The 26,665-nt window shown below is 68.9% G+C and carries 27 protein-coding genes; 20 read left to right on the top strand and 7 right to left on the bottom strand.

The genetic code is table 11. The features are described 5' to 3' along the window. The first annotated feature begins 94 nt into the window (after positions 1 to 94). Genes glmM through OQ789_RS04090 form a run of 3 tightly spaced genes read left to right on the top strand, consistent with a single transcriptional unit; the run spans position 95 to position 3,190 of the window. Positions 95 to 1,441: a phosphoglucosamine mutase gene (gene glmM, locus OQ789_RS04080; RefSeq protein ID WP_324683685.1), complete on the top strand. Its 1,347-nt coding sequence runs from the start codon at positions 95 to 97 to the stop codon at positions 1,439 to 1,441. 48 nt (positions 1,442 to 1,489) lie between these two features. Next, positions 1,490 to 1,819: a hypothetical protein gene (locus OQ789_RS04085; RefSeq protein WP_324683686.1), complete on the top strand. Its 330-nt coding sequence runs from the start codon at positions 1,490 to 1,492 to the stop codon at positions 1,817 to 1,819. Positions 1,820 to 1,822: 3 nt separating this feature from the next. Then, positions 1,823 to 3,190, top strand: coding sequence for a hypothetical protein (locus OQ789_RS04090; RefSeq protein ID WP_324683687.1), 1,368 nt, complete (start codon positions 1,823 to 1,825; stop codon positions 3,188 to 3,190). Positions 3,191 to 3,192: 2 nt separating this feature from the next. On the opposite strand, the gene OQ789_RS04095 is transcribed toward OQ789_RS04090, so the two are convergent. From OQ789_RS04095 to OQ789_RS04105, 3 genes are all read right to left on the bottom strand, one after another. Continuing rightward, positions 3,193 to 4,233: an LLM class F420-dependent oxidoreductase gene (locus OQ789_RS04095; protein ID WP_324683688.1), complete on the bottom strand. Its 1,041-nt coding sequence runs from the start codon at positions 4,231 to 4,233 to the stop codon at positions 3,193 to 3,195. A 52-nt stretch (positions 4,234 to 4,285) separates the two neighbouring features. Beyond that, positions 4,286 to 5,125 carry a hypothetical protein gene (locus OQ789_RS04100; RefSeq protein ID WP_324683690.1) on the bottom strand — a complete coding sequence of 280 codons (840 nt, stop codon included), beginning with the start codon at positions 5,123 to 5,125 and terminating at the stop codon, positions 4,286 to 4,288. A gap of 78 nt (positions 5,126 to 5,203) precedes the next feature. Beyond that, the gene (locus OQ789_RS04105; protein WP_324683691.1) at positions 5,204 to 5,413 is read right to left on the bottom strand and encodes an Rv1535 family protein; all 210 of its coding nucleotides are present in this window, start codon (positions 5,411 to 5,413) and stop codon (positions 5,204 to 5,206) included. Positions 5,414 to 5,824: 411 nt separating this feature from the next. On the opposite strand from OQ789_RS04105, the gene glmS reads away from it, so the two are divergent. The 11 genes from glmS (at position 5,825) to tsaD (ending at position 17,675) form a co-directional block, all read left to right on the top strand. Beyond that, the gene (gene glmS, locus OQ789_RS04110; RefSeq protein WP_324683692.1) at positions 5,825 to 7,711 is read left to right on the top strand and encodes a glutamine--fructose-6-phosphate transaminase (isomerizing); all 1,887 of its coding nucleotides are present in this window, start codon (positions 5,825 to 5,827) and stop codon (positions 7,709 to 7,711) included. A gap of 120 nt (positions 7,712 to 7,831) precedes the next feature. Further along, positions 7,832 to 8,713, top strand: a complete 882-nt coding sequence (locus tag OQ789_RS04115; protein WP_324683693.1) for a DUF4436 domain-containing protein — start codon at positions 7,832 to 7,834, stop codon at positions 8,711 to 8,713. A gap of 69 nt (positions 8,714 to 8,782) precedes the next feature. Next, on the top strand, positions 8,783 to 9,496 hold the full coding sequence (locus tag OQ789_RS04120) for a rhomboid-like protein (RefSeq protein ID WP_324683694.1): 714 nt from the start codon (positions 8,783 to 8,785) through the stop codon (positions 9,494 to 9,496). Positions 9,497 to 9,622: 126 nt separating this feature from the next. Then, positions 9,623 to 11,044, top strand: a complete 1,422-nt coding sequence (locus tag OQ789_RS04125; protein WP_324683854.1) for an NAD(P)H-hydrate dehydratase — start codon at positions 9,623 to 9,625, stop codon at positions 11,042 to 11,044. A 41-nt stretch (positions 11,045 to 11,085) separates the two neighbouring features. Next, positions 11,086 to 12,450, top strand: a complete 1,365-nt coding sequence (locus OQ789_RS04130) for a glutamate decarboxylase (RefSeq protein WP_324683855.1) — start codon at positions 11,086 to 11,088, stop codon at positions 12,448 to 12,450. A gap of 391 nt (positions 12,451 to 12,841) precedes the next feature. Next, a complete protein-coding gene (gene alr, locus OQ789_RS04135; RefSeq protein WP_324683695.1) occupies positions 12,842 to 14,011 on the top strand; it encodes an alanine racemase in 1,170 nt (389 codons plus the stop codon). Between the two features lie 49 nt (positions 14,012 to 14,060). Beyond that, complete coding sequence (locus tag OQ789_RS04140; RefSeq protein ID WP_324683697.1) at positions 14,061 to 15,110, top strand: alpha/beta hydrolase; 1,050 nt, start codon at positions 14,061 to 14,063, stop codon at positions 15,108 to 15,110. Beyond that, positions 15,103 to 15,570, top strand: coding sequence for a tRNA (adenosine(37)-N6)-threonylcarbamoyltransferase complex ATPase subunit type 1 TsaE (tsaE, locus tag OQ789_RS04145; protein ID WP_324683698.1), 468 nt, complete (start codon positions 15,103 to 15,105; stop codon positions 15,568 to 15,570). The genes OQ789_RS04140 and tsaE overlap by 8 nt, the downstream gene beginning before the upstream one ends. Further along, on the top strand, positions 15,549 to 16,187 hold the full coding sequence (tsaB, locus tag OQ789_RS04150; RefSeq protein WP_324683856.1) for a tRNA (adenosine(37)-N6)-threonylcarbamoyltransferase complex dimerization subunit type 1 TsaB: 639 nt from the start codon (positions 15,549 to 15,551) through the stop codon (positions 16,185 to 16,187). Before tsaE ends, tsaB begins: the two co-directional genes overlap by 22 nt. After that, positions 16,184 to 16,657 carry a ribosomal protein S18-alanine N-acetyltransferase gene (gene rimI / locus OQ789_RS04155; RefSeq protein WP_324683699.1) on the top strand — a complete coding sequence of 158 codons (474 nt, stop codon included), beginning with the start codon at positions 16,184 to 16,186 and terminating at the stop codon, positions 16,655 to 16,657. The genes tsaB and rimI overlap by 4 nt, the downstream gene beginning before the upstream one ends. Then, positions 16,650 to 17,675 carry a tRNA (adenosine(37)-N6)-threonylcarbamoyltransferase complex transferase subunit TsaD gene (gene tsaD / locus OQ789_RS04160; protein ID WP_324683700.1) on the top strand — a complete coding sequence of 342 codons (1,026 nt, stop codon included), beginning with the start codon at positions 16,650 to 16,652 and terminating at the stop codon, positions 17,673 to 17,675. Before rimI ends, tsaD begins: the two co-directional genes overlap by 8 nt. Positions 17,676 to 17,679: 4 nt before the next feature. On the opposite strand, the gene OQ789_RS04165 is transcribed toward tsaD, so the two are convergent. Continuing rightward, a complete protein-coding gene (locus OQ789_RS04165) occupies positions 17,680 to 18,360 on the bottom strand; it encodes a C39 family peptidase (protein WP_324683702.1) in 681 nt (226 codons plus the stop codon). Between the two features lie 316 nt (positions 18,361 to 18,676). Between OQ789_RS04165 and groES the strand changes: the two genes are divergently transcribed. Then, positions 18,677 to 18,979, top strand: coding sequence for a co-chaperone GroES (gene groES, locus OQ789_RS04170; RefSeq protein ID WP_007773431.1), 303 nt, complete (start codon positions 18,677 to 18,679; stop codon positions 18,977 to 18,979). 137 nt (positions 18,980 to 19,116) lie between these two features. Continuing rightward, positions 19,117 to 20,736, top strand: a complete 1,620-nt coding sequence (gene groL, locus OQ789_RS04175; protein ID WP_324683705.1) for a chaperonin GroEL — start codon at positions 19,117 to 19,119, stop codon at positions 20,734 to 20,736. A 207-nt stretch (positions 20,737 to 20,943) separates the two neighbouring features. On the opposite strand, the gene OQ789_RS04180 is transcribed toward groL, so the two are convergent. Then, on the bottom strand, positions 20,944 to 21,504 hold the full coding sequence (locus tag OQ789_RS04180) for an OsmC family protein (protein ID WP_324683707.1): 561 nt from the start codon (positions 21,502 to 21,504) through the stop codon (positions 20,944 to 20,946). A 79-nt stretch (positions 21,505 to 21,583) separates the two neighbouring features. On the opposite strand from OQ789_RS04180, the gene OQ789_RS04185 reads away from it, so the two are divergent. Further along, positions 21,584 to 22,384, top strand: coding sequence for a TetR/AcrR family transcriptional regulator (locus OQ789_RS04185; RefSeq protein ID WP_324683709.1), 801 nt, complete (start codon positions 21,584 to 21,586; stop codon positions 22,382 to 22,384). Between the two features lie 100 nt (positions 22,385 to 22,484). Here OQ789_RS04185 and OQ789_RS04190 read toward each other — a convergent pair whose 3' ends face one another. Beyond that, on the bottom strand, positions 22,485 to 23,276 hold the full coding sequence (locus tag OQ789_RS04190) for a helix-turn-helix domain-containing protein (RefSeq protein ID WP_324683711.1): 792 nt from the start codon (positions 23,274 to 23,276) through the stop codon (positions 22,485 to 22,487). Between the two features lie 78 nt (positions 23,277 to 23,354). Here OQ789_RS04190 and OQ789_RS04195 point away from each other — a divergent pair, with 78 nt between their 5' ends. Together OQ789_RS04195 and OQ789_RS04200 are read left to right on the top strand one after the other, a co-directional pair. Beyond that, the gene (locus OQ789_RS04195; protein ID WP_324683713.1) at positions 23,355 to 24,563 is read left to right on the top strand and encodes an FAD-dependent oxidoreductase; all 1,209 of its coding nucleotides are present in this window, start codon (positions 23,355 to 23,357) and stop codon (positions 24,561 to 24,563) included. A 134-nt stretch (positions 24,564 to 24,697) separates the two neighbouring features. Further along, positions 24,698 to 25,120: a Rid family hydrolase gene (locus OQ789_RS04200; protein WP_324683715.1), complete on the top strand. Its 423-nt coding sequence runs from the start codon at positions 24,698 to 24,700 to the stop codon at positions 25,118 to 25,120. 12 nt (positions 25,121 to 25,132) lie between these two features. Here the strand turns inward: OQ789_RS04200 and OQ789_RS04205 are convergent, their stop codons facing one another. Beyond that, on the bottom strand, positions 25,133 to 25,441 hold the full coding sequence (locus OQ789_RS04205) for a WhiB family transcriptional regulator (protein ID WP_324683717.1): 309 nt from the start codon (positions 25,439 to 25,441) through the stop codon (positions 25,133 to 25,135). 365 nt (positions 25,442 to 25,806) lie between these two features. Between OQ789_RS04205 and OQ789_RS04210 the strand changes: the two genes are divergently transcribed. After that, positions 25,807 to 26,634 (top strand): hypothetical protein, encoded by an 828-nt coding sequence (locus OQ789_RS04210; RefSeq protein ID WP_324683718.1) that lies wholly within the window; start codon positions 25,807 to 25,809, stop codon positions 26,632 to 26,634. Positions 26,635 to 26,665: the final 31 nt, after the last annotated feature.

A 26,665-nucleotide genomic window follows, 5' to 3' on the forward strand; every position in this document is an offset into this window, starting at 1 on the left:
TCGCGGCGTGTCTGCGCCCCGACGCGGCCGGTTTCGTTCACAAAGGAACGGGCAAGTTAGGTGCTAGCCCGACAACTGTGAGAGGTTTGGTCGCATGGGTCGACTATTCGGCACCGACGGTGTCCGTGGGGTCGCCAATCGCGAGTTGACCGCCGAGCTGGCGCTCGCGCTGGGTTCGGCGGCGGCGCGGCGCCTGGCGAGCGCGCCGGCACCGGGCCGCCGGGTCGCGGTGATCGGCCGCGACCCGCGGGCCAGCGGCGAGATGCTGGAGGCCGCGGTGATCGCCGGGCTGACCAGCCAGGGCGTCGACGCGCTGCGTGTCGGGGTGCTGCCCACCCCCGCGGTGGCCTACCTGACCGGTGCTTACGACGCGGACTTCGGGGTGATGATCTCCGCCTCGCACAACCCGATGCCCGACAACGGCATCAAGATCTTCGGCGCCGGCGGCCGCAAGCTCGACGACGGCACCGAGAACGACATCGAGGCGATGGTCGCCGGAGCCCCCGTCGATCCCGGACTCCGTGAAGTCGGCGCCGGAATCGGGCGGGTCATCGACGCCGAGGACGCGGCCGCCCGCTACCTGCGCCACCTGAGCAAGGCCAGCACGCTGCGCCTGGACGGGCTGACCGTGGTGGTGGACTGCGCCCACGGCGCCGCCGCCACGGTGGCCCCGCGCGCCTACCGCGCGGCCGGTGCCCGCGTGATCGCGATCAACGCCGACCCCAACGGCCTGAACATCAACGACAACTGCGGCTCGACGCACCTGGATTCGCTGCGCGCGGCCGTGGTCGCCCACCGCGCCGATCTGGGTGTGGCCCACGACGGCGACGCCGACCGCTGCCTGGCCGTCGACGCCGACGGCAAACTGGTGGACGGCGACCACATCATGGTGGTGCTCGCGCTCGCGATGCACGAGGCCGACGAGCTCGCATCCAAGACGCTGGTGACCACCGTGATGAGCAACCTGGGGCTGCATCTGGCCATGCGCTCGGCCGGAATCACGGTGCGCACCACCGGCGTTGGCGACCGCTACGTCGTGGAGGAATTGCGGGCCGGCGACTACAGCCTGGGCGGCGAGCAGTCCGGGCACATCGTGATGCCCGCGCTGGGCTCGACCGGAGACGGCATCGTCACCGGCCTGCGGCTGATGACCCGCATGGTGCAGACCGGCGCGTCGCTGGCCGACCTGGCCTCGGCGATGCAGACGCTGCCGCAGGTGCTGATCAACGTCACCGTCACCGACAAGGACACCGCCGCCAGCGCGCCCGCGGTGCGCAGCGCCGTCGGGCAGGCCGAGGAGGAGCTGGGCGACACCGGTCGAATCTTGTTGCGCCCCTCCGGAACCGAGCCGATGATCCGCGTCATGGTGGAAGCGCCCGAGAAGGACATCGCCGCGCGGATCGCCGCCCGGGTCGCCGACGCCGTCAGCGACGCGCGCTGATCCCGGTCCGCTCGGAACCCCGTGGCCCCCGGGGGCGTCGGACAAAGCATGAAATTCATTGGGGGCGCCCGCCCCGTAGCCATCGCTGCCACGCAGGTCGACGTCGCGGCGACGCAGCGGGTCGCTAATCAATTCGCGCTGGCGGCCGACTTGGTCGACCGCGCGGTCAGCGACCACTTGTCCAGGCTGTCCTTCGGCGGGTCCGGCGCCGGGCGGACGCATGCCGCGCGCGGCGACGCGCTGCGTGTCGAGTTGGAACGCCTGGTGATCCAGGTGTCGCAGTGGTCGCGCGCGTCGGCCGAGATCGGCGCCGCACTGCGGTCGAGCGCCGAGCGCTACGCCGACGCCGAACTCTATGCCGCGGCGCGGATCGCCTGACCGGTGGCCGACCGATTGGATGTGGCCGCGCGCCTCGCCGAGGGCCGCGCGGCCGTCGAAAGCACCCAGACCTATGTGCGGGCCTGCCACGCATTGGGTTACCAAAACCCAGATCTGACAACGCATCCCGCGCAGGTCCGCGAATGGTATGCGGGCGAGGACGGCCTGGACCTGCGCGCGCTGGACCGCGACTGTGCGGAGCTGCGTGCGGCGGGAGTGCTGGCGGGTGAAGCGCTGCGGATGCAGCGCGCCCAGGTAGCCGAGCTGGCCGCGGCGTGGACGGGTCCGGGCGGGGACGCCGCGGTGCAGCTGCTGCAGCGGCACTGCGACACTGCGGAGGCCGTTGCCACCGAGCTGCGCGCGGCGGCCCAGCGGTGTGAGTCGCTGCGCGACAACCTGTGGTATCTGGTCGATTCGAAGGCGGTGACCGCCGTCGCCGTCGACGACCGCGTCTGCGCGCAGCGGCCGCCGTGGCTGGCCGCCGCCGCCGCGGTGCTGGCGGGGGACCGGGACGGTGCGGCCGACATCGTGCGCCAGCAGGTAATCCCTTACGTGGACAACGACATTCGTACCGATTGGTTGACGGCGATGCGGTCCACCTCGGAGGGCGTCGAGACGTCCTACGCCATGGTCGTCGACAAGATGACCGCCGTCCCGACGGCGTGCTTCGAACTTCCCGGTGATCTCGGGGCCGGCGTCGCGCCGGTGCAACTCGCCGCGCCGGTGGCCGCCGCGGCCATACCGTTGGCGGATCCCGCGCCGACGCTGACCGCCGCCGTGCCCGATCCGGCCAGTGCCGCACCGGATTCGGTGCCTCCGCCTCCGCCTCCGCCGTCGCCGTTGCCCCCGCAGCCGGTCGGCGCCCCGCCGCCCGCGGACTGGGGAGGTGGACTTGGCGATGCCCTGGATGCGCCGACCGGTGGTCTCGGCGGCGGCGGTGGCCTGCTCGGGCTGGCCGGCCGAATCGTCGAAGCGGTGGGCGGGCTGATCGGATCCGCGGGTGACGGGCTGGACGGTACCGACCCGCTAAACGACGCCGCGAACGCCTTCGACGACGCCGGTGACGGCAACGACGCCAGTGACAGCGACGACACCGACGATGCCGGCGAAAAGCCTTTCCGGCCAGAAGATCCCGTCGGCACGGCCGTCGACGACCAAGCCGTCGACCAGACCGCCGGCGATCCCGCCCAGGCCGACCGGGCCCAGCCCGTCGAGGGCCAACCGGCCGGGCCGCCACCGCCGGCCGACACACCGGCACCGGGCCCGCCCGCACCTCCCGCCGACCCCGTCAGCGCGCCGGCGCCCGCGGCCGACGAGGGAAAAACACCGTGTGAAATCGCCGCCGACCAGGTTCCGCAGGTGGGGCAGTGACGTCAGGGCTGCAGCTTCAGCGCTTCCTCGACAAGGCGGATGGCTTCGGTGCCGTCGCCGGCCAGCGGGTTCAACAGCAGCGTGGTCACACCGGCCTCGGCGAAGGCAGCCATCCGCTCGGCGACATATCCGCGCGGGCCGATCAGCGACATGCCGCGCACCAGTTCGTCGGGCACCGCGTCGATGGCCTCCCGTTTGCGGCCGGACAGGTACAGCTCCTGAATCCGGTCGGCGACTTCGCCGTACCCATACCGCGTCGCCAGATTGTGATAGAAATTGCGGCCTTTGGCGCCCATCCCGCCGATGTAGAGGCCCAGTTGCGGCTTGACCCAGGCCAGCCGCTCGTCGACGTTGTCGCCGATGGCCAACGACGCGTGCACCATCACATCGAGCGGTCCCAGCGCGGGATCACGCTTGGCGGCGCCGGCCGCCAGCGGCTCGCCCCAGATCGAGTCGGCCTTGTCCGGCAGGTAGAAGACGGGCTGCCAGCCCTCCGCGATTTCGGCGGTGAGCTCCACATTCTTGGGGCCCAGCGCGGCGATGCTGACCGGAATACGTTCGCGCACAGGGTGATTGATCAGCTGGAGCGGCTTGCCCAAACCCGTTCCGCGGTCTGCGGGCAGCGGGAGCTGGTAATGCTTGCCGTCGTACCGCACGCGTTCGCGGCGCCACACTTTGCGGCAGATCTCGACGATCTCGCGGGTGCGGCCGATCGGGGCGTCGAACGGCACCCCGTGAAAACCTTCGATCACCTGCGGGCCGGACGTGCCGATGCCGAGCCGGAATCGCCCGTCGGACACGTAATCCAGCCCCGCGGCCGTCATCGCCAGCAGCGATGGAGTGCGAATGTAGATGGGCAGCACCCCCGATGCCAACTCGACGGTGTTCGTCTTGGCGGCCAGGTACCCCAGCTGGCTGATGGCGTCGAACGCATACGCCTCGGCTACCACGACCACCTCGATGCCGGACTTCTCGAGTTCGACCACGCGGTCGACGGCCTCGTGAAAGCCGCCCGAATAATTCAGAGCGATCCCGATTCGCATCCAAGACACTTACCACGCGGGCGCGCCGGCCGGAGCCCACCGCCACGCCGTCTCACTTCAGCAGCGCGACGATCTTGTCTTCCAACGGGATCGCTTCGGCCTCGGGGTCGATCGCATCCGTGCCCTGCAGGTGCGCTTGCGGGTCTGCGAAGACGCGATACGCCTTATCGCCGCCCAGGGTGTAGAGCAGGTAGCCGGTCAGCAGCGCCCGAACCGACCGTTGGGTGCGCCGGTGCGGTCCGGCCAGCCCCACCACCTTGGTCATCCGCCGGCCTTCCACCAGCCCACCGGGTTGCGCCTTGCTGACGATGCGCAGCGTGGCCGTGTCCCACGCGTCGGCCAGCGCCAGCGCGTTGGAGTTCAGGGTTTTCGGATCGCCAGGCGCGGTGAAGATCACCCCGGGAACCTTCAGCGTCGCGGCCGGCTGCTGGGCCGGCGGGGTGGTGACGCTGGGGAAGATCGCGGCCACCGCGGCGGGTTTGGCCGGCATGCCCGCCGCGGCGAACACGGCCGCCGAGCCGCCGAAGCCGTGACCGGCCACGCCCAGCTTGGCCGGATGCACGCTGATCTTGCCGGGGCCCAGGCGCACGCCCGAGACGATGTCCAGCGCGGTGCCGAGATCGAAGGCGAAATTCAGCACCGATGGAGCAAGCCCGCGTTGGGTGTCGGGAGCCCCGGCCACGATCCCCCAGGACGCCAGATGCTCGAGCAGGTTCGAATACCGGGCCGCGCCGGCGAGCCAGTCGTGGCCGAACGCCACGCCGGGCAGATTCAGCCCCGCCTCGGGGGTGTACACCACGCCCGGTAGGCCGGCAAAGGCCAGGTCACCACGCAAGACTCGATGCGGACCACGGCGGCTGAGAGCTGCGACGAGCTTGCGGGTGCGGGCCACGCGTTGACGTTAGCGCATCCCAGTCGGACGCCGGGGGCCAAGGAAAGCCAAGGAAAGCGGCCGCCCCTGCGCGTTCCTTCAGCCCCTGACCTCCATCACACCCATCCGCCACAGCGCCGCGTAGATCTCGTGCAACGGGATGGATAACAGCCGGGCGGTCATCTCCGTCAGGGGGTTACCCGCGCCGGCCGGCGGCTGCGGGCGCGGCCGGGGCGTCTGCCGGGGTGTCTCCCGGGGCGCCGGCGCCACAGAGACGGACATCACATCGTCGTCGCGAATCACGGTCATGATTGCCTCCTCATGGCGCCCGGCGGGCGGTCCGGCGGGAATTGCGCAACTCGATAGGGACTCGTTGCGTAATTCGACGACTGGAGATTGAATTCACGGCTCGGCTATAGCGGCGTTCCCAGGTAGCCCGCTTAGCTGGTGTTTGTCCGACAAAAGGCGTGACGTACATCGATGACCACGGCTTCGTCGCTGTCGGGTGGCACAACCGTGACCGGACGGGCTCCCAGAGGTATTTGCTGATGTTTCGCATACTAGGGCGACATATACCGCAGTTCATGACACCGGAAAAAACGTCGTGAATACATCGGGTGAAGAATATTCACGACGTTTATGGCGAGTGAGTGAATGACATCGTCAGCGAGGGGGTGCGGCACGGGCGGGGTGGGGTTCACCTGCACTACCCTGTTCAGAATGTGCGGAATCGTCGGCTACGTCGGGCAGCAGCCCGCCTGTGAGGTCGTCATGGCCGCGCTGCGCCGGATGGAGTACCGGGGTTACGACTCGTCGGGCATCGCTTTGGTCGACGGCAGTGGCCAGCCGGCCGGCACGCTGACGGTCAGCCGTCGTGCCGGCCGGCTGGCCAACCTGGAAGCGGCGGTCGCCGAGATGCCGGCCGCGTCGCTGACCGGGACCACCGGCCTGGGCCACACCCGGTGGGCCACCCACGGACGCCCCACCGACCGCAACGCCCACCCGCACCGTGACGCGGCAGGCAAGATCGCCGTGGTCCACAACGGCATCATCGAGAACTACGCCGGCCTGCGCCACGAGCTCGAGAGCCAGGGCGTGGAGTTTGCCAGCGACACCGACACGGAGGTGGCGGTGCATCTGGTTGGGCAGGCATACCGGCACGGTCCCACGGCGGGCGATTTCGTGGCGTCGGTGCTCGCGGTGCTGCGCCGCCTGGACGGCCACTTCACGTTGGTGTTTGCGAGCGCCGACGACCCCGGGACCATCGTCGCCGCCCGCCGCTCCACCCCGCTGGTGATCGGCATCGGCGACGGCGAGATGTTCGTCGGCTCCGACGTGGCCGCCTTCATCCCGCACACCCGCCACGCCATCGAACTCGGCCAGGACCAGGCCGTGGTGATCACCGCTGACGGCTACCGGATCACCGACTTCGACGGCAACGACGACCTGGGGCCCGGGGCGTACCGCGAGTTTCACATCGACTGGGATCTGGCCGCCGCCGAAAAGGGCGGCTACGAGTACTTCATGCTCAAGGAGATCGCCGAGCAGCCCGCCGCAGTGGCCGACACCCTGCTGGGGCACTTCGTCGACGGCCGCATCGTCCTCGACGAACAGCGGTTGAGCGATCAGGAGCTCCGCGAGATCGACAAGGTGTTCGTAGTGGCCTGCGGCACCGCGTATCACTCCGGCCTGCTGGCGAAGTACGCGATCGAGCACTGGACGCGGCTGCCGGTCGAGGTCGAACTGGCCAGCGAATTCCGGTACCGCGACCCGGTTTTGGACCGCAGCACCCTGGTGGTGGCCATCTCGCAGTCCGGCGAGACCGCGGACACGCTCGAAGCGGTCCGGCACGCCAAGGAGCAGAAGGCGAAGGTCTTGGCGATCTGCAACACCAACGGCTCGCAGATTCCCCGCGAGTGCGACGCCGTGCTCTACACCCGCGCCGGCCCGGAGATCGGGGTGGCGTCGACCAAGACGTTCCTGGCGCAGATCACCGCCAACTATCTGGTGGGGCTGGCGCTGGCGCAGGCCCGCGGCACCAAGTACCCCGACGAGGTGCAGCGCGAATACCAGGAGCTGGAAGCGATGCCGGACCTCGTCGCGCGGGTCATCGCGACGATCAAGCCCGTGGCCGCCTTGGCTTATCAGTTCGCCCAGTCGTCGACGGTGCTGTTCCTGGGCCGCCACGTCGGCTATCCGGTGGCGCTGGAAGGCGCGCTGAAGCTCAAGGAATTGGCGTACATGCACGCCGAGGGGTTCGCCGCCGGCGAGCTCAAGCACGGCCCCATCGCGCTGATCGAAGACGACCTGCCGGTGATCGTCATCATGCCGTCCCCCAAGGGCTCCGCGGTGCTGCACGCCAAGCTGCTGTCCAACATCCGCGAGATCCAGGCCCGCGGTGCGGTGACCATCGTGATCGCCGAGGAAGGCGATGACACCGTGCGCCCGTACGCGGACTACTTGATCGAAATTCCTTCCGTGTCAACGCTTTTGCAGCCGCTGCTGTCTACGGTGCCGCTGCAGGTGTTCGCCGCGTCGGTGGCGCAGGCCCGCGGCTACGACGTCGACAAGCCGCGAAACCTGGCCAAGTCCGTCACGGTCGAATAAGCGGGCTGTGCTCGCGCCGCTTCACCGGTATCACCGCCGGGCGCCCGGCCGATCCATTACATTGCCCTGGGGCGGCACTGGCGGCAGCTGGGTTGGGCCGACGTCCGCAGGGGAGGCAGCATGCGATCGGCCGGCACGAAGTACGGCGTCGTAGGTCTGATCGTCCTCATCCTCGCGGCGTACGTGGCGGCGGTCGCGCTCTACGCGCAAAGCGGCACCGGCCGGCGCCTGGAGGCGGCCAGGCCGACCGTCGACGGCGATAAGCCGTCGGCGACCATCAACGTCGAGGACATTCAGTCCAACAACAGCGTGCTCGCCGTCAACCTCGCCTTCAATCCCGGATCGGCCCTGGTGGACCCCAAGACCCACCACCTCAAGGACGATCTCAGCCTGCGAGTGCGGTCCGCCGCGATGCCCGCCCGGCACACCTGGACCAAGGGCATGCTTCCCGGCCTGATGGCCGTCCCGCTGACCATCGCGGGCCAGATCGAGCGCTGGCCCTTCGATCAGTACCGCTCGGGGCCGATCGAGGTCGAAATCTTCTACGGCCCCGATACCGACCGGATACCCGACCGGGTGCCGATCACCTTCGTCGATCACCTCTCGGGGTGGCGGCTGTCCGCCACCAGATCCCAGCCGGACGGTCCCTACCGGCTGAACGTGCGGCGCTCGCTCAGCACCGCGGCATTCGCCGTCGTCATCCTCGGGGTGCTGATCACCATCGCGAGTCTGGCTCTGGTCGTGGCGATTCAAACGGCGCGCAACCGCCGGCCCTTTCAGCCCCCGATGACGACGTGGTACGCGGCGATGCTGTTCGCCGTGGTGCCGCTGCGGAACGCGCTGCCCGGCTCGCCTCCATTTGGCAGCTGGGTCGATATCACCGTCGTCATCTGGGTGCTCGTCGCGCTGGCGGTCTCGATGATTCTCTACATCGGCTGCTGGTGGCGGCATTTGAAACCCGTGCCCGCGCCGCCGGATCCGGCTCCGGCGCCGCCGAAGTAGGCGATCGCCGGCGGCGTGTTTGCCGCCGAAGTTGTCCGGCATTCCGCTCCGCGTGCGAAGGTTGGTGTCGTGGCGCGTCCATCAGTTCGTCAACGAGTGCGCAGCATGACGCTGGCGGTCTGGCATTTCGTCATCAGCGCGCCGCTGACCTACGGCTGGTTGCTGGTGCTGATGATCACCACGTTCATCCAGAACCACCTCACCGGCCGGGAACTGCACTCGGTGCTGCTGCACCGTTCCACCAACATTCACGAGTTGGGCAGGGACCCACTCGACGTCCTGTTCTCCAGCCTGCTGTGGATCGACGGCAAGAACTTCGAGCCCTACCTGCTGCTGTTCACCCTGTTTCTCGCGCCGGCCGAACACTGGCTCGGCCAGCTGCGCTGGCTCACTGTGGGATTGAGCTCGCACATCCTTGCCACCTACATCAGCGAAGGCATCCTCTACTTCGCGATCGAGGACCATGACGCGCCGCAACGACTGGTGCACGCCCGCGACATCGGGGTCAGCTATTTCCTCGTCGGCGTGATGGCCGTGCTGACCTACCACATCGCCCGTCCCTGGCGCTGGGGCTATCTCGGGGTGTTGTTGGTCATCTTCGGTTTTCCCCTGATCACGATGGGGGCCGAATTGAACTTCACCGCGATCGGGCACTTCACCTCGATCCTCATCGGCCTGTGCTTCTACCCGATGACCCGCACGCGCTCCAAGCGCAGCGAGCTGAGTCCGGCGCGCCTGCGGGACATGGCGCGCCATCGCGTGCCTCCGGAGACCCCGACCTGATGCCGGCATCGGCCCGTCGCGAAAAGTTCTGCGCGCCAAGGCACTTCGTGATAGTGCGGCCGCCCCGGATGCCCGAGCGGGCGAGCGCGGCTGTACACCGCGACGGTGACACGTAATCTGGCTCTGATGCGGCACTACTACTCCGTGGACGCGATCCGCCAGGCCGAGGCGCCACTGCTGGCCGGCCTGCCGGACGGCGCGCTGATGCGGCGCGCGGCCTTCGGGCTGGCCACCGAGGTCATCGGCGAGTTGACCGCCCGCGCCGGCGGGGTTGCCGGGCGCCGGGTGTGCGCGGTCGTCGGGTCCGGAGACAACGGTGGTGACGCGCTGTGGGCGGCCACCTTCCTGCGTCGCCGCGGCGCGGCCGTCGACGCCATCCTGCTCAACCCGGGGCGCGCCCACCGCAGAGGCCTCGCGGCTTTTCGGCGGACGGGGGGTCGTGTTGTCGAAAATGTATCGCCGACAACGGATCTCGTGATCGACGGCGTGGTGGGCATCTCCGGGTCCGGAGCGCTGCGACCGGCCGCGGCCGAGGTGTTCGCCGCGGTCGACGACGCCGGGATCCCGGTGGTCGCCGTCGACATCCCCAGCGGCATCGACGCGACGACCGGGGCGATCACCGGCCCCGCGGTGCACGCCGCGCTGACCGTCACCTTCGGCGGGCTAAAGCCCGTGCACGCCCTGGCCGATTGCGGTCGGGTCAAGCTGGTTGACATCGGGCTCCACCTGCCCGATACCGACGTGTTGGGCTTCGACGCCGCCGACGTGGCCGCCCGCTGGCCGGTACCCGGTCCCCGCGACGACAAGTACACGCAGGGTGTCACCGGCGTGATGGCCGGGTCGTCGACGTATCCGGGCGCGGCCGTGCTGTGCACCGGCGCCGCCGTCGCGGCGACCTCCGGCATGGTGCGCTACGCCGGCAGCGCGCACCGCGAGGTGCTCGCGCACTGGCCCGAAGTGATCGCCTCGACCGGTCCCGCCTCCGCCGGCCGGGTGCAGTCCTGGGTCGTCGGGCCCGGATTGGGCACCGACGATGTCGGCGCCGCGGCGCTGTGGTTCGCGCTGGGGACCGACCTGCCGGTGATCGTGGACGCCGACGGGCTGACCATCCTGGCAGCCCACCCCGAGCTGCTGGAAAACCGCGCCGCGCCGACGGTCTTGACTCCGCACGCCGGCGAATTCGCCCGGCTGGCGGGTAGTCCGCCCGGTGATGACCGGGTGGGTGCGTGCCGCAGGCTGGCCGATGCGTTCGGCGCCACGGTGTTGCTCAAGGGCAACGTCACGGTCATCGCCGATCCGGGCGGACCGGCCTACCTCAATCCGGCCGGGCAGTCGTGGGCGGCCACCGCCGGCTCCGGCGACGTGCTGTCCGGGATGATCGGCGCGTTGCTGGCGGCGGGCTTGCCGCCGGCCGAGGCGGCGGCCGCCGCGGCGTTCGTGCATGCGCGCGCGGCGGCGTTGTCGGCCGCCGACCCGGGCCCCGGCGAGGCGCCCACCTCGGCGTCGCGCCTGGTGCCGCACATCCGGGCCGCCCTGGCCGCCCTGTAGCAGACCCCAGAAAGGATTTCGTTGTGCCCCAACACCCTTCGATGCCCGCGCATTCCATCGCCCCGGCCTACACCGGGCGCCTGTTCACCGCTCCGGTGCCGGCCCTGCGAATGCCCGACGAGTCAATGGATCCCGACGCCGCCTACCGCTTCATCCACGACGAGCTGATGCTGGACGGGAGTTCGCGGCTGAACCTGGCCACCTTCGTCACCACCTGGATGGACCCGCAGGCCGGGCAATTGATGGCCGAGACATTCGACAAGAACATGATCGACAAGGACGAGTACCCGGCGACCGCGGCGATCGAGCAGCGCTGCGTGTGCATGGTGGCCGACCTCTTCCACGCGGACGGCCTGCGCGACGACGACCCGTCCAGCGCGTGCGGCGTGTCCACCATCGGGTCCAGCGAGGCGGTGATGCTCGGCGGGCTGGCCATGAAATGGCGGTGGCGTGCGAAGGTCGGCAAGGACTGGAAGGGCCGCACCCCGAATCTGGTGATGGGCTCCAACGTCCAGGTGGTGTGGGAGAAGTTCTGCCGCTATTTCGACGTAGAGCCGCGCTACCTGCCGATGGAGGAGGGGCGCTACGTCATCACGCCCGAGCAGGTGGTCGACGCTGTCGACGAGGACACCATCGGTGTGGTCGCGATACTCGGCACCACCTACACCGGTGAGCTGGAACCCATTGCCGGAATCTGCGCGGCGCTGGACGAGCTGGCCGCCGGCGGAGGCGTGGACGTCCCGGTGCACGTCGACGCCGCCAGCGGCGGGTTCGTGGTGCCGTTTCTGCATCCCGAACTGATGTGGGACTTCCGGCTGCCCCGCGTGGTCTCGATCAACGTCAGCGGGCACAAGTACGGCCTGACCTACCCGGGCGTCGGTTTCGTGGTGTGGCGCAGCAAGGAGTACCTGCCCGAGGACCTGGTGTTCCACGTCAACTATCTCGGCGGCGACATGCCGACGTTCACGCTGAACTTCTCCCGCCCGGGCAACCAGGTCGTCGGCCAGTACTACAACTTCCTGCGGCTGGGCCGCGAGGGCTACACGCAGGTGATGCGGACGCTTTCGTCGACCGCCCGCTGGCTCGGCGAGCAGCTGCGCACCGGGGAGCATTGCGAGTTGATCTCCGACGGCACCGCGATCCCGGTGGTCAGCTTCCGGCTCGCCCGCGGCCTGGGTTACACCGAGTTCGACGTCTCGCACGAGCTGCGCGGCTACGGCTGGCAGGTGCCCGCCTACACCATGCCCGACAACGCGACCGACATTTCGGTGCTGCGCGTCGTGGTGCGCGAGGGCTTGTCCGCCGACCTGGCCCGGGCGCTGCACGACGACGCCCGCAGCGCGTTGGCGTCGCTCGACAAAGTCAAGCCTGGCGGGCACTACAGGGCCGAGCACTTCGCGCACTGAGCCTTGTCGCCACACCGGTGGCATTGCGCCTCGGGCGTCACACTGGCCACGGTGTTCCCGGCGCGCAGGGGTGGGTTAATTGCCCGCCTCTGAGCGACAAAGGCAACTCTGCGGCTGTTCGTCGCACGGGTTCGCCCGACTGGCCGCGCGACTGCTCACCCAAGCCCGCGCTCACCCGAGCCCGCGCCCGGCTGTTTGTCGCGAAGAGGCGGGCACGAGCATGTGCGCCCGGAGCCGGGGCGCATGTGGCCGCTGTGACCACTGCGACGGTGTCGCGCGACGACATCCACCGCCCGAGCACACCCCGCCGCCGTCAGCGAACGGAGTGCGCGACGCGTTCTGGGACAATGGCGGCTGCAAACGACACATACACGACTGGAGCGCGACTTCCGTGGCCGTTACGCCGATATCCCTGACACCGGGCGTCCTCGCCGAGGCCCTGGTCGACCTGGGCGCGATCGAGCACAACGTGCGGCTGCTGTGCGAGCGGGCCGGCGGTGCGCAGGTGATGGCCGTGGTCAAGGCCGACGGCTACGGACACGGAGCGCCGCAGGCGGCCCGCGCCGCGCTGGCCGCGGGGGCCACCGAGTTGGGCGTCGCCACCGTCGACGAGGGTCTCGCGCTGCGCGCGGCCGGAATCACCGCGCCGGTGCTGGCCTGGTTGCACCCGCCGGGCATCGACTTCGGGCCCGCGCTGCTGGCCGACATTCAGATCGCCGTGTCCTCGCAGCGTCAGCTCGACGAGCTGCTGGACGCGGCGCGCCGCACCGGCCGGACCGCGACCGTCACCGTCAAAGCCGACACCGGGCTGAACCGCAACGGGGTACCGCCGGCGCAGTACCCCTCGATGCTGACCGCGCTGCGCCGGGCCGGCGCCGAGCAGGCCATCGTGTTGCGCGGCCTGATGTCCCACATGGTGTACGCCGACCAGCCCGCCAATCCGGTGAACAACCTTCAGGCGCAACGGTTCGGCGAGCTGCTCGCCCAGGCGCGCGAGCAGGGTGTGCGTTTCGAGGTCGCGCACCTGTCCAACTCATCGGCCACGATGTCCCGTCCCGACCTGGCCTTCGACATGGTGCGTCCCGGTATCGCGATATACGGGTTGAGCCCGATGCCCGAGCGCGGCGACATGGGTCTGGTGCCGGCGATGACGGTGAAATGCACTGTGGCCCTAGTGAAGTCGATCCGCGCGGGGGAGAGCGTGTCCTATGGCCACACCTGGACCGCGCAGCGCGACACCAACCTCGCGCTCATTCCGGTCGGCTACGCCGACGGCGTCTTCCGGTCGTTGGGCGGCCGGCTAGAGGTCATGATCAACGGCAGGCGCCGACCGAGCGTCGGGCGGATCTGCATGGACCAGTTCGTCGTCGACCTCGGCCCGGGACGCACCGACGTGACCGAAGGCGACGAGGCGATCCTGTTCGGCCCCGGCGCCAATGGTGAACCCACGGCGCAGGATTGGGCCGATCTGCTCGGCACCATCCATTACGAAGTGGTGACCAGCCCGCGCGGGCGAATCACCAGGACCTACCGCGAGGCGCGAGCCGTTGAGTCCCGATAAACTCCGCAGGCGCCGCAAGAGCAGGGCGTGGCTTGCGGGAGGGGCGGGAGTGACCGCCGTCGCCACCATCATCGGAGCCTCGGCCCGCCGGTCGATGACCCAGCGCGCCACGGTCGAAGACCCCTACGCCGATGAGGATTTCAACAGGCTCGAGGACGACGCCAGCAAGGTGGTGACGACACCCGACGGGATACCGCTGGCGCTCCGCGAGGCCGGTCCGGCCGACGCGCGGCTGACGCTGGTGTTCGTCCACGGATTCTGTCTGCAAATGGGCGCCTTTCATTTTCAGCGCACGCGGTTGCCCGACCAGTTGGGTCCTGGCGTGCGGATGGTCTTCTACGACCAGCGCGGCCACGGCAGATCCGGCGAGGCGGACCCCGAGACCTACACGCTGACCCAGCTCGGCCGGGACCTGCAAACCATACTGAACGTGGCGGCGCCGCGGGGAATGATCGTGCTGGTGGGCCACTCGATGGGCGGCATGACGGTGCTCTCGCATGCCCGCCAGTTCCCGGAGCAGTACGGGCGCCGCATCGTGGGCGCCGCTCTGATTTCCTCGGCGGCCGAGGGTGTTTCGAGATCACCACTGGGCGAGATATTGAAAAACCCTGCGCTGGAAGCGGTTCGGGTGGCCGCGCGGTCGGCGCCCAAGCTGATGCATCGCGGCCGCAACGTGTCCCGATCGCTGATCGGTCCGGTGCTGCGGGCGGCGTCCTACAGCGACCTGCAGGTCAGCCGGACCCTGGACGCGTTCTCCCAGCGAATGATGAACAGCACCCCGATCCCCACCATGGTGGGCTTCCTGGATGCGCTGGAAACACATGACGAGACCGCCGGGCTGTGGACGTTGCTGCGCATCCCGGTCCTGATCGCATGCGGCGACCACGACCTGCTCACCCCGGACGAGTATTCGCGCAAGATGGCCGCCAGCCTGCCGCAGTCCGAGCTGGTCATCGTCGCCGGGGCCAGCCACCTGGCGCTGCTGGACAAGCCCGACGCCATCAACGGCGGGCTGGTCCGGCTGGTCAGGCGGGCCACCCCGGGCAGGTCGGCGCTGTGGATGCGACGGATGCGAGAACGGTTGCGGCGCCATGGCTGAGATGTACAGCGGCACCGCGACGCTGGAGCGCCCCGAGGACACCATGGCGCTGGGGTCGCGGCTCGGCCAACACCTGCGGGCGGGCGACGTGGTGGTGCTCTCCGGCCCGCTGGGCGCGGGAAAGACCGTGCTGGCCAAGGGTATTGCCGCAGCGATGGACGTCGACGGGCCGGTCACCTCGCCGTCGTACGTGTTGGCGCGGGTGCATCCGGCGTGCCGGTCCGGCAGCCCGGCGATGATCCACGTCGACGTCTACCGACTGTTGGACGCCGGCGGAGTTGACCTCGCGGGCGAGATCGATTCGCTCGACCTGGACACCGATCTGCAGGACGCGGTGGTGGTGGTGGAGTGGGGCGAGGGCTTGGTGGAACGCCTCGCCGAGCGGCACCTGGACATCCGGCTGGAACGCGTCAGCCACTCCGACGTCCGGATCGCGACCTGGGAGTGGGTGCGCTCGTGATCGTCCTCGCGCTGGATACGGCGACGCCCGCGGTGACGGCGGGCATCGTGCGTCGCGAAGACCTGTGTGTGCTCGCCGAGCGGGTCACCGTCGACGCCCGGGCCCACGCCGAACGTCTCACCCCGAATATCGTTGCGGCCCTAGATGATGCGGGACTGACGATGGCCGACTTGGCCACCGTCGTGGTGGGCTGTGGCCCGGGCCCTTTCACCGGTCTGCGGGCCGGTATGGCCACCGCCGCCGCCTACGGGCACGCGCTGGGCATCCCGGTGCGCGGCGTGTGCAGCCTGGACGCCATCGGCGTGCGAACCGCGGGGGAGACGCTGGTGGTCACCGACGCCCGCAGGCGCGAGGTGTACTGGGCCCGCTACCGCGACGGCGTACGCACCCACGGACCCGCCGTCAACACCGCGGCCGACGTCGACCCGGGCGCCGCCGCGGCGGTCGCCGGCTCACCCGAACACGCGAACCTGTTCGGGCTGCCGGTGTGCGGGCCGACCTGCCCGACGCCGGCGGGATTGGTTGCGGCGGTTCAGGATTGGTCCGTCGATCCCGAGCCGCTGGTGGCCGTGTATCTGCGCCGGCCCGACGCCAAACCGCTGGCGGCACGCCAATGACCGCCCACAGCGGGGCCGTCACCGTCGGTGGACTGACCCGCGCCGACGCGCGACGCTGCGCGGAGCTGGAGGCGCAGCTCTTCGACGGCGACGACCCGTGGCCTGCGGACGCCTTCCACCGCGAATTGGCCAGTGCCCACAATCATTACGTGGGCGCGCGGGTCGGTGAGACGCTCGTCGGTTACGCCGGCATCTCGCGACTGGGCCGCACCCCGCCCTACGAGTACGAGGTGCACACCATCGGCGTGGATCCCGCGTATCAGGGCCGGGGGATCGGCCGTCGCCTGCTCGACGAGCTGCTCGCCTTCGCCGACGACGGGGCCGTCTACCTCGAGGTCCGCACCGACAACGAGGCGGCCATCGGGCTGTACACCAGCGTGGGGTTCGAGCAGATCGGCCTGCGCCGCCGCTACTACCGCGTCAGCGGCGCCGACGCCTACACGATGCGCAGGAGTGGCGCAGATGACTAACATCCTCGCGATCGAAACCTCTTGCGACGAAACGGGAGTCGGCATCGCGCGGCTGGATGCCGACGGCACCGTACAGCTGCTGGCCGACGAGGTGGCGTCGAGCGTCGACGAGCACGTGCGGTTCGGCGGTGTGGTGCCCGAGATCGCCTCCCGCGCGCACCTGGAGGCGCTGGGTCCCGCCATGCGCCGCGCGCTGTCGACCGCGGGCCTGGCCAGGCCCGACATCGTCGCGGCCACCATCGGGCCCGGGCTGGCCGGCGCCCTGCTGGTGGGAGTCGCTGCCGCCAAAGCGTATTCGGCTGCCTGGGGCGTGCCCTTCTACGCGGTGAACCACCTGGGCGGGCATCTGGCCGCCGACGTCTACGAGCACGGGCCGCTGCCCGAGTGTGTGGCACTGCTGGTCTCCGGCGGCCATACCCACCTGTTGCGTGTGCGTTCGCTCGGCGACCCGATCGTCGAGCTGGGCAGCACCGTCGACGACGCCGCCGGCGAGGCCTACGACAAGGTGGCGCGCCTGCTGGGGCTGGGTTACCCGGGCGGCAGGGTCCTCGACGAGCTGGCCCGCACCGGTGATCGCGACGCGATCGCCTTCCCGCGAGGCATGACCGGGCCGCGCGACGACCCGTATGCGTTCAGCTTCTCCGGGCTCAAGACGGCCGTCGCGCGCTATCTGGAAAGCAACCCGGACGCGGTGAACGCCGATGTCGCCGCCGGATTCCAGGAGGCCGTCGCCGACGTGCTGACCCGCAAGGCGGTGCGCGCGGCCACCGACCTCGGAGTCTCGGCATTGCTGATCGCGGGCGGGGTCGCCGCGAATTCGCGGCTGCGCGAGCTGGCCGAGCAACGCACCGCGCAGGCGGGGCTGACGCTGCGGGTCCCCAGGCCCCGGCTCTGCACCGACAACGGGGCGATGATCGCGTGCTTCGCCGCGCACCTGGTCGCCGCCGGTGCTGCGCCGTCGCCGCTGGATGTGCCGAGCGATCCGGGGCTGCCGGTGGTGAAGGGGCGGCTGCCGTGACGGCTCAGAGGTGGGGCACCCACTGGACGGTGCCGTAGCCGGTCTGCCGGGTGACGATCAACAGGTTGTTACTGGTCGACCAGGCCTGGGTGAAGGTGTTCATCGGGATCTGCTCGTCACGGCCGTTCGGGGTCCCGCTGTCGTTGAGATGCACGATGTCGGCCGCGGTGTCGACCCCGGTGACGACGACGGCGTGGTCGGCATTCGTGCGCTGACCCTGACCGGCGGGATAGTTCCAGATGGTCTCGGCGTTCAGCGCGGCGATGACCTTGTGGCCGCCGCTCAAATAGCCCTCGATCCCCTGCATGGCGTTGCCGGTGGTGATGTCGGACTGGACGCCGTAATGCTGCAGCAGCATGACCATGTCCTGCGGCGACGTGCCGTCGAAGAAGTAGACGTCTCCGCCGTGCGACTCGCTCGGAGTGAAGATGCCGCGCAACTCGATGCCGAGTTGGCTGGGCTCTCGACCGGTGAGCTGGCCGACGACGTCGGCGACGGCCATCAGCCCGCAGTCCTCCTGGTGCTGGTAGCGCCAGTAGGTCGCGGCGGTTTGCGGGTCTCCGAACATCTGGCCGCCGGGGTCGGCGTGCGCGATTCCGCTCAATCCGATCAACGCCGCGGATGCGGCCGCCACGACAGCGGTCCATCGCCGCGCGCCGTTCACCCGAAAGATGCCGACGTACATAGTGTGCATTATCCATAAACCGGCGAAATCGGCCGCGCGGCGCGCCGCACGGCGTATCCGCCGGAAGGAAGCAGCGGGGTGCCCTTGAGTGCTAGCACTCTCGTGTATAGAGTGCTAGGTGGCAATCGGCCAAGCCCTGTGTCGGCACCCGCGACGACGGCGCAAAGGCACGGACGGATGCCGAAACCTGATAACTCGGAAGGTTCGGGATCGACCCGTGCCTGCCGTCAACTCCGGTCCGGGACACCCGGATCCGCTACCAACACAGCCCGGGGCAAACGCCCCGGCCCGATCAAACTAGTGGAGGGCTCCAATCGTGGCGAAGGTGAAGATCAAGCCACTCGAGGACAAGATTCTCGTGCAGGCCAACGAGGCCGAGACCACGACCGCGTCTGGTCTGGTCATTCCTGACACCGCCAAGGAGAAGCCGCAGGAAGGCACCGTCGTCGCAGTCGGCCCCGGCCGGTGGGACGAAGACGGCGCGAAGCGCATCCCGCTGGACGTCTCGGAAGGCGACACCGTCATCTACAGCAAGTACGGCGGCACCGAGATCAAGTACGGCGGCGAGGAGTACCTGATCCTGTCGGCACGCGACGTGCTGGCTGTCGTCTCCAAGTAAGTACCGTGTTCCGCCCCGGCGATCCCCGCGTGCTGCGCGGGTGATTTCCGGGGCGGCATGCGTTTGGGGCCAGTGGCGATCGCAAGCGCGGCGTAAGCCGGGCGAAGCGGGTCGCCGCCATTCACACAAGGAGCCTGATGAGCAAGATCATTGAGTACGACGAGACCGCGCGCCGCGCCATCGAGGCGGGCGTGAACACGCTCGCCGACGCGGTGCGGGTGACGCTCGGGCCGCGCGGCCGGCACGTGGTGCTGGCCAAGGCATTCGGCGGCCCGGCCGTCACCAACGACGGCGTGACCGTCGCGCGTGAGATCGACCTGGAAGACCCGTTCGAGAACCTGGGCGCCCAGCTGGTGAAGTCGGTGGCGACCAAGACCAACGACGTCGCGGGCGACGGCACCACCACCGCGACCGTGCTGGCGCAGGCGCTGGTCAAGGGCGGCCTGCGGCTGGTCGCGGCCGGCGCCAACCCCATCGAACTGGGCGTGGGAATCAGCAAGGCCGCCGACGCGGTGTCCGAGGCGCTGCTGAAGGCGGCCACCCCGGTCTCCGGCAAGGACGCCATCGCGCAGGTGGCGACGGTGTCGTCACGCGACCAGCTGCTCGGCGAGCTGGTCGGCGAGGCGATGACCAAGGTCGGCACCGACGGCGTCGTGAGTGTCGAAGAATCCTCGACGCTGAGCACCGAGCTCGAATTCACCGAGGGCGTCGGTTTCGACAAGGGCTTCCTGTCGGCGTATTTCGTGACCGACTTCGACTCCCAGCAGGCCGTGCTCGACGAGCCGGTGATCCTGTTGCACCAGGACAAGATCAGCTCGCTGCCCGACCTGCTGCCCATGCTGGAAAAGGTCGCCGAATCGGGTAAGCCGCTGCTGATCATCGCCGAGGACATCGAGGGCGAGGCGCTGGCGACCCTGGTCGTCAACTCCATCCGCAAGACGCTCAAGGCCGTCGCGGTCAAGGCGCCGTTCTTCGGCGACCGCCGCAAGGCGTTCCTGGAGGATCTGGCTGTGGTGACCGGTGGCCAGGTGATCAACCCCGACGCGGGCCTGCTGCTGCGTGAGGTCGGCACGGAGGTGCTGGGCTCGGCGCGCCGCGTGGTGGTCAGCAAGGACGACACCGTGATCGTCGACGGCGGCGGCGCCAAGGATGCGGTGGCCAACCGCATCAAGCAGCTGCGCGCCGAGATCGAGGCGAGCGACTCCGAGTGGGACCGGGAGAAGCTGCAGGAGCGGCTGGCCAAGCTGGCCGGCGGCGTGGCCGTGATCCAGGTGGGGGCGGCCACCGAGACCGCGCTCAAGGAACGCAAGGAGAGCGTCGAGGATGCGGTCGCGGCCGCCAAGGCGGCTGTGGAGGAGGGCATCGTCGCGGGCGGCGGCTCGGCGCTGCTGCAGACCCGCAAGGCGCTGGAAAAGCTCCGCAAGTCCCTGGCCGGCGATCAGGCACTGGGCGTCGGCGTCTTCTCCGAGGCGTTGGCCGCGCCGCTGTACTGGATCGCCACCAACGCCGGTCTCGACGGCGCGGTCGCGGTGCACAAGGTGACCGAGCTGCCCAAGGGGCACGGGCTGAACGCGGACAAGCTGACCTACGGCGACTTGATCGCCGACGGCGTCATCGACCCGGTCAAGGTCACCCGCTCGGCGGTGCTCAACGCCGCGTCGGTGGCCCGGATGGTGCTGACCACCGAGACAGCTGTGGTGGACAAACCGGCTGAGGCCGACGAGCACGCCGGGCACCACCACGGCCACGCGCACTAGCTTGTTGTCACGAAGCACCCCGGGTCCTGTTGGGCCGGGGGTGCTTCGTTTGTTGTTCCAGTATCGCTGAAGCCGGCCGACGCGCTGGCCGCGTCGACCGAGTCCGCGCCCGATCGCCGGCGAGTTGACGCACAAGTAGATCGCGTCTGGGATGCCTTCTGGTCGAGTGGGATCTCCAGTCCTCGGAGCGGACATCGTGCGGGTCACTCAGGCCCGGGCTAGATCGATGGCGACAGGGACCGGGTTGCTGACCAAGTCGCGAACGGGCGAGTAGCGGGTGAGGCTGGCGAGCTCGGCGAGCTGATTGTCATCGAAGTCGCCGGTGACCTTGATCGTGACTCTGATCTGCTCGTACCCAGGGCGCACACTGTCGTTGAGCCCGAGGACGCCCTGTGCGTCCAGGTCCCCTTGGATGGTGGCTTCTAGACCCTTCAGTGCTATACCGCGAGCGGCGGCGTGGAAAACGATCGTGCCGGTAAGACAGGCCGCAAGGGCGTGGAGGACATACTCGCTGGCGTTGGGCGCCCTGTTTTCACCGAGCAGGACCGGCGGCTCGTCGGAATCCACAGTGAACGACGTTGTGCGGGAGGCGTCTTCTTGGCCGACGCCGTAAAAGTCCTTGATCGTCGTCCGGCTGTAGCTTCCGTCGATCCACTCGTGACGAGCACGGAATTGAAACCGTGCTAACGCGGGGTTGGCGGTGACGGCGTCCATAGTTCCGGAGAGCTGGTCGACGTCGAGGCCATTGAGGGTGGTGGCTGCGTGCATGATGAACTCCTTTAAATAAATTAGCACGATCGGTCGTGCTATCTGGAAGAGTACGACCGATCGTGCTATCTTGTCAAACATGGCGGCCGAAATGATTCAGCACAACCGTGTACGACGACAGCCGCGTGCCGACGGCGAACGAACCCGCAGCGCGATCCTGCGCACCGCCGCCTCGCTGGCCACCGTCGACGGCCTGGAGGGCCTTTCTATAGGGAACCTGGCCGCCGCGACCGGCATTAGCAAGAGCGGCCTGTACGCCCACTTCGGTAGCAAACAGGAGCTCCAGTTGGCCACCGTGGAGGAAGCGGAGCGCATCCTCGACGCGGAAGTCATACAGCCCGCGATGGGTGCCTACCCAGGCCTAGCCCAGCTGGCAGCGTTGTGCGAAGCGTTCTTCGACTACCTGCAGCGCCGCGTCTTTCCTGGCGGCTGCTTCTTCGCTGCCACGGCGCTGGAGATGGGCACCCGCCCAGGTCCCGTCAAGGAACGGATCGCCGCCTTCCAGGACGAATTCGTGGCGATGCTGCGAGATATTGCGGTCACCGCGGTTGAGCAGCACGAACTTCCAATCTCCGAGGACCCCGAACGGCTCGCATTCGAACTGCACGCGTCGCTCCTGGCCGCCGACGCCAGGTTCGTACTGCACGACGACCCTGCAGTCCTTGGCCTGGCCCGACAGGTCGTCCGCCGGCGGTTAGGACTGGTCAACGACCCAACGCACACCGACGGCGGACATAGCCCGGCGTCCAACGATCCGGCCACAGGGAAGTCGGCCCCATCCACGTTGCGTGGTACATCTAGCACTACCGAGACTGCGGTGGTGGACAAGCCCGCCGACGAGGAGGACCACGGCCACGGCCACGGTCATCACCACCACTGAGCGAGCGGTACACAAAGCACCCCCGGTCCGTCGGCCGGGGGTGCTCCTATGGCGGCATGGATCGCATCTGTGCATCGGCGTGCGCATCGCTTCGCCTGACTCATGGCGCCACCGCGCGCACGAACGCCTCGGCGAACACGTCGCAGGCGGTGTCGATATCGGGCATCGACCACCCGCGGACACCCGGCAGTACCGGCCGGGTGAGGGCGTGGATCATGATGGGGCCCAACAGTTGCTGGGCCAGCAGTGGCAGGGGCAGGTCGCGGATGTGCCCGGCACCGATTTCGGCGTCGAACCAGCGGCCGAGCACCGCGAGCAGGCGCGGGGGGCCGTAGGCTGCCAGGGATTGCACCGCCGGGCTGGTTGGCCGTGCGAAGCCCTCGGCGAAAATCGCTGGGGCAACACGTGGTTCGCGGCCCAGTGCGTCCGCCACGGTTCGGTAGAAACCCCGCACCATTTCCGTCAGGTCGCCGCCGGCACGCGCAAGGTATTCCTCGATGTCGATGATGGGGCTGTGCTGCTCGAAGACGGCCCGCATCAGCTCGTCGCGCCCGCCGAACGCCGCGTGGAGGCTATAGACCGAGCAGCCCGCGCGGATCGCCACGGCTTCCAATGTTGCTGCGGCAAGACCGGATTCGCTGATCAATGTCGCGGCCGCGGCGATGGCCCGGGTGTGGACGGGGGGCAGGCCGCCGGGGTCGACTCCGGCGGCGCGCACGGCGTCGTTCAGGGCGCTGCGCGAACCGCCGAACCGCCGCAGCAGGGTGCTGCGCGAGATGCCGGCCTCGGTGGCGATCATTGCGACCGGAACGTCGGCGACGTCCCTGCCCAACTTCTTCGCGGCACGTAGTGCGGCCTCGACCACCTGAGGCGTCGACAGCTGGCGGGCCATTCCGCCTCCTTCCGATTCGTGATACGTTACCTTATGTATGCTGCAATTGTATTCCACAATGCGTGAGGAGTTCCGACGATGCCGCAGGTGATGGAGACCCAGGTGTGCGTTGCCGGCGGCGGTCCTGCCGGAATGGTGCACGCCCTCCTGCTCGCCCGTGCCGGGATTCGGGTCGTTGTCCTGGAAAAGCACAACGACTTCCTGCGCGATTTCCGGGGCGACACCGTGCACCCGACCACCCTGCGGATCATGGACGAACTGGGGCTCATCGACGAGTTCCTGCGACTGCCGCACACCAAGATCGACCACGTGGCCTTCGACACCGACGGCTCGATTCGCACCCTCGGCAACTTCAGTGTGCTCAAGCTGCTCGGCTTCCGGCAGCCGTACATCGCGATGATGCCGCAGTGGGACTTCCTCGACTTCCTCGCCGAAAAGGCTTCTGCCTACCCGGAATTCACCTTGGTCCGCAACGCGGAGGTCACCGACCTGGTCTTCGACGGCGATCGGGTGGCCGGGGTGCGCACGCCAGACCTGGAGGTGCGGGCCGAGCTGGTGATAGCCGCGGACGGGCGCAAGTCTGCGGTGCGCGCTGCGGCGGGGCTGCAGACCGCCGCGTCGCACTCCCCGATGGACGTGCTGTGGTTCCGGCTGAAATGGCGCCCCGGCGACCCGCGGGAACTGTTCGGGGTGCTGCGTAAAGGCTTGATGATGGCCATGATCTACCGCGGCGACTATTGGCAGGTCGCCTACCTGATGCCGAAGGGATCAAATCCCCGGGGCGGGTCACTGCGGGAGTTCAAAGACCGGATCGTCGCGGCGCAACCGCGGCTGCGTGAGCACGTCGATGACCTGAACTCGTGGGACGACACCAGCGAGCTCGATGTCCGGGTTGATCGACTGCAAACGTGGTGGCGGCCCGGCCTGCTATGCATCGGCGATGCCGCACATGCCATGTCGCCGGCCGGCGGGGTCGGCATCAACCTTGCCGTTGCCGACGCGGTGGCCGCGGCCAACATCCTGTGCGGCCCGCTGCGCGAGGGCCGGCCGAGCGACGCCGACCTGGCCAAGGTGCAGCGTCGGCGGGAGCTGCCCACACGGATCATCCAGGCATTCCAGGTGCTGCTGCAGGACAAGGCGATCGCGCCGTATTTGAGCGGTGACCTGTCGCCGATCCACATGCCGAGGATCGTGGGTTTCGGCCCACTGCAAGCGATTCCGCCGATTTTCGTCGGGCGCGGCTTCCGCCCCGAGCATGTCCGCACCCCGGACGTGCACACCGTCTGAAACGTCGGTCGTCGTCAGAGCCCGGCGATGACGATGCCGACGCCCGCCACGATGGACAGCGAGAGGGACACCAACAAGTTGATATTCCCCTTTTCGGGGTGCCCGCGACGAGGTCGGCGACGAAGATCGCACCCATGGGCACGCCGAAATTCGCCGTCACTCCCGGTTATGGGGATCGCCAGTTGCGGGAGTTCCACTATTCACAGGTGGTCCGGTACGGGGACCGGGTGGAGACCGCCGGTCAAGGGGGCTGGGACGAACACTGGCGCTATCCGGAGTCGATTCGCGACGAGATCATTCAGGCCTTCGACAACGTCGAACGGACGTTGGCGACTGCCGGGGCCTCCTGGCGCGACGTCGTGCACGTGCACTCGTACCACCTGCCGGACCCGGACGGCCACATCGGGCGCGAACACCTGGACACCATGGTCGAACAGTTCCGCCGGCGCATGGGCGAGCACGCACCGTTGTGGACGTGCATCGGCGCCGCCGCGTTGGCGGGACCGCAGATGCGCGTCGAGATTCAGGCCACCGCGGTCCTCGCGGACGACGACTGAGCGGCGCGAGACCTAAGCCGAGCGGCGGATGGTACGCCCGCGGCCGATGTCGCCCTTGAGCAACAGCTCGCGCTCCGACTCCGACAGGCCGCCCCAAACTCCGTAGGGCTCACCGACTTCCAGGGCGTGCGAGCGGCACTCCTGGATCACCGGGCACTGCCGGCACATTTCCTTGGCGCGTTGCTCGCGTTGCATGCGGGCGCGGCCGCGCTCGCCGTCCGGGTGAAAGAACATCGAGGAATCGACGCCGCGGCACAGGCCCTGCAGTTGCCAGTTCCAGATGTCGGCGTTGGGTCCAGGTAGCTGCTCCGGCTGTGGCATTGGTTCCTTCCCTCTCCGCACCGCCCGCTCGAGTTCGGGTTCGGGTTCGTGAAAGCGATTGGGTGCAACTTAAATTAAGCGGGGTGGGGTCACCGATGACTACCCGTCATGCGTAGACGTTAGGGGTGGCGCTGAATTTCCGTCAATAGCCAGTTAGCCCGGCAAAGTATGTACCCATTGGAGCAGAATTAACTTCGCGTTCATCTCGATTGATAATGAGAAACCGATGCCGTGCTACCAGGCAGTTGTCCGAAACCGAAATTCCCAGCTCAGCGGGCAGGGAAGGGGGGAGGCGAAATTATCCATGGGCTATAGTGTTTAACGGTTCGGTAACATGAAGACCACAAAGTGTTTACTACATCATTGTGATTGAAACTCGTCACACTTCCTTGATTGGTCGGCAGTTGGCCGACGCCGCCTTCGGCGACCGGCCCGGCAGCTGGCCGTTGCCCTCGGCGAGCACGCCGGAACACCTCTGGCTGCGCGCCGTCGCGGCCGGGGGACAGGGGCGCTACGGTGCGGCATTCCGCGATCTCGCGGTGCTGCGGGGCGGCGCGCCGTCCGGCCGGCTGGCGTCGCTGGGCATGAGCACGCGGGCGTCGTTCCTCCGCCAACTCGGTTGGCACACGGTGGCGCGGGGATGGGACGGGCGGGCCGTCGCGCTGGCCGCGGGCGATCCCGAGGCAGGCGCCGACGCCCTCATCGGGCTGGCGGCCGACGCGCTGGGCGTCGGGCGCTTCGCGGCCGCGGCGACGCTGCTGGCGCGCGCCGACCCGCTGCTGGCGACGCGCGATCCGGACGCGGTGCCCGACCGGCTGCCGGTGCGCCGCCGGTGGGTCGCCGCCGAGCTCGCGATGGCCCGCGGCGACGGCGCCGCCGCCGTCCGCCATGCCGGCGAAGGGGTCGAGTTAGCGGCGGCGATGGCCGTCGGGTCGCCGCGGCACCGGATCAAAAGCGATGTGGTGCTGGCCGCGGCGCTGTGTTGTGCGGGCGATCTCGGGCGCGCCCGCACGGTCGCCGACGCCGCGCTGCAGACCACCGGCCGGTTGGGGCTGCTGCCACTTCGTTGGGCGCTGGCTTGCTTGCTGATCGATATCGGAAGTGTCACGTTGCGGCCACATCAGCTGCACGAAATCCGAGATGTCTGCGCAGGCCAGGTGCGGCGCGCCGGTGGGACGTGGCGTTCCGCCTGAAACGGCCCTCCGCCCGTTATCGTCAATTCGT

This window comes from Mycobacterium sp. 94-17, assembly GCF_035617725.1.
Lineage (GTDB): Bacteria > Actinomycetota > Actinomycetes > Mycobacteriales > Mycobacteriaceae > Mycobacterium.

What these genes read in the sequence shown, in the direction of transcription:
- glmM (WP_324683685.1), top strand. Translation starts at nt 95, where the DNA reads ATGGGTCGACTATTCGGCACCGACGGTGTCCGTGGGGTCGCCAATCGC.
- OQ789_RS04085 (WP_324683686.1), top strand. Translation starts at nt 1,490, where the DNA reads ATGAAATTCATTGGGGGCGCCCGCCCCGTAGCCATCGCTGCCACGCAG.
- OQ789_RS04095 (WP_324683688.1), bottom strand. Translation starts at nt 4,233, where the DNA reads ATGCGAATCGGGATCGCTCTGAATTATTCGGGCGGCTTTCACGAGGCC.
- OQ789_RS04105 (WP_324683691.1), bottom strand. Translation starts at nt 5,413, where the DNA reads ATGACCGTGATTCGCGACGACGATGTGATGTCCGTCTCTGTGGCGCCG.
- glmS (WP_324683692.1), top strand. Translation starts at nt 5,825, where the DNA reads ATGTGCGGAATCGTCGGCTACGTCGGGCAGCAGCCCGCCTGTGAGGTC.
- OQ789_RS04115 (WP_324683693.1), top strand. Translation starts at nt 7,832, where the DNA reads ATGCGATCGGCCGGCACGAAGTACGGCGTCGTAGGTCTGATCGTCCTC.
- OQ789_RS04125 (WP_324683854.1), top strand. Translation starts at nt 9,623, where the DNA reads ATGCGGCACTACTACTCCGTGGACGCGATCCGCCAGGCCGAGGCGCCA.
- OQ789_RS04130 (WP_324683855.1), top strand. Translation starts at nt 11,086, where the DNA reads ATGCCCGCGCATTCCATCGCCCCGGCCTACACCGGGCGCCTGTTCACC.
- tsaE (WP_324683698.1), top strand. Translation starts at nt 15,103, where the DNA reads ATGGCTGAGATGTACAGCGGCACCGCGACGCTGGAGCGCCCCGAGGAC.
- rimI (WP_324683699.1), top strand. Translation starts at nt 16,184, where the DNA reads ATGACCGCCCACAGCGGGGCCGTCACCGTCGGTGGACTGACCCGCGCC.
- tsaD (WP_324683700.1), top strand. Translation starts at nt 16,650, where the DNA reads ATGACTAACATCCTCGCGATCGAAACCTCTTGCGACGAAACGGGAGTC.
- OQ789_RS04165 (WP_324683702.1), bottom strand. Translation starts at nt 18,360, where the DNA reads ATGTACGTCGGCATCTTTCGGGTGAACGGCGCGCGGCGATGGACCGCT.
- groL (WP_324683705.1), top strand. Translation starts at nt 19,117, where the DNA reads ATGAGCAAGATCATTGAGTACGACGAGACCGCGCGCCGCGCCATCGAG.
- OQ789_RS04180 (WP_324683707.1), bottom strand. Translation starts at nt 21,504, where the DNA reads ATGCACGCAGCCACCACCCTCAATGGCCTCGACGTCGACCAGCTCTCC.
- OQ789_RS04185 (WP_324683709.1), top strand. Translation starts at nt 21,584, where the DNA reads ATGGCGGCCGAAATGATTCAGCACAACCGTGTACGACGACAGCCGCGT.
- OQ789_RS04190 (WP_324683711.1), bottom strand. Translation starts at nt 23,276, where the DNA reads ATGGCCCGCCAGCTGTCGACGCCTCAGGTGGTCGAGGCCGCACTACGT.
- OQ789_RS04195 (WP_324683713.1), top strand. Translation starts at nt 23,355, where the DNA reads ATGCCGCAGGTGATGGAGACCCAGGTGTGCGTTGCCGGCGGCGGTCCT.
- OQ789_RS04200 (WP_324683715.1), top strand. Translation starts at nt 24,698, where the DNA reads ATGGGCACGCCGAAATTCGCCGTCACTCCCGGTTATGGGGATCGCCAG.
- OQ789_RS04205 (WP_324683717.1), bottom strand. Translation starts at nt 25,441, where the DNA reads ATGCCACAGCCGGAGCAGCTACCTGGACCCAACGCCGACATCTGGAAC.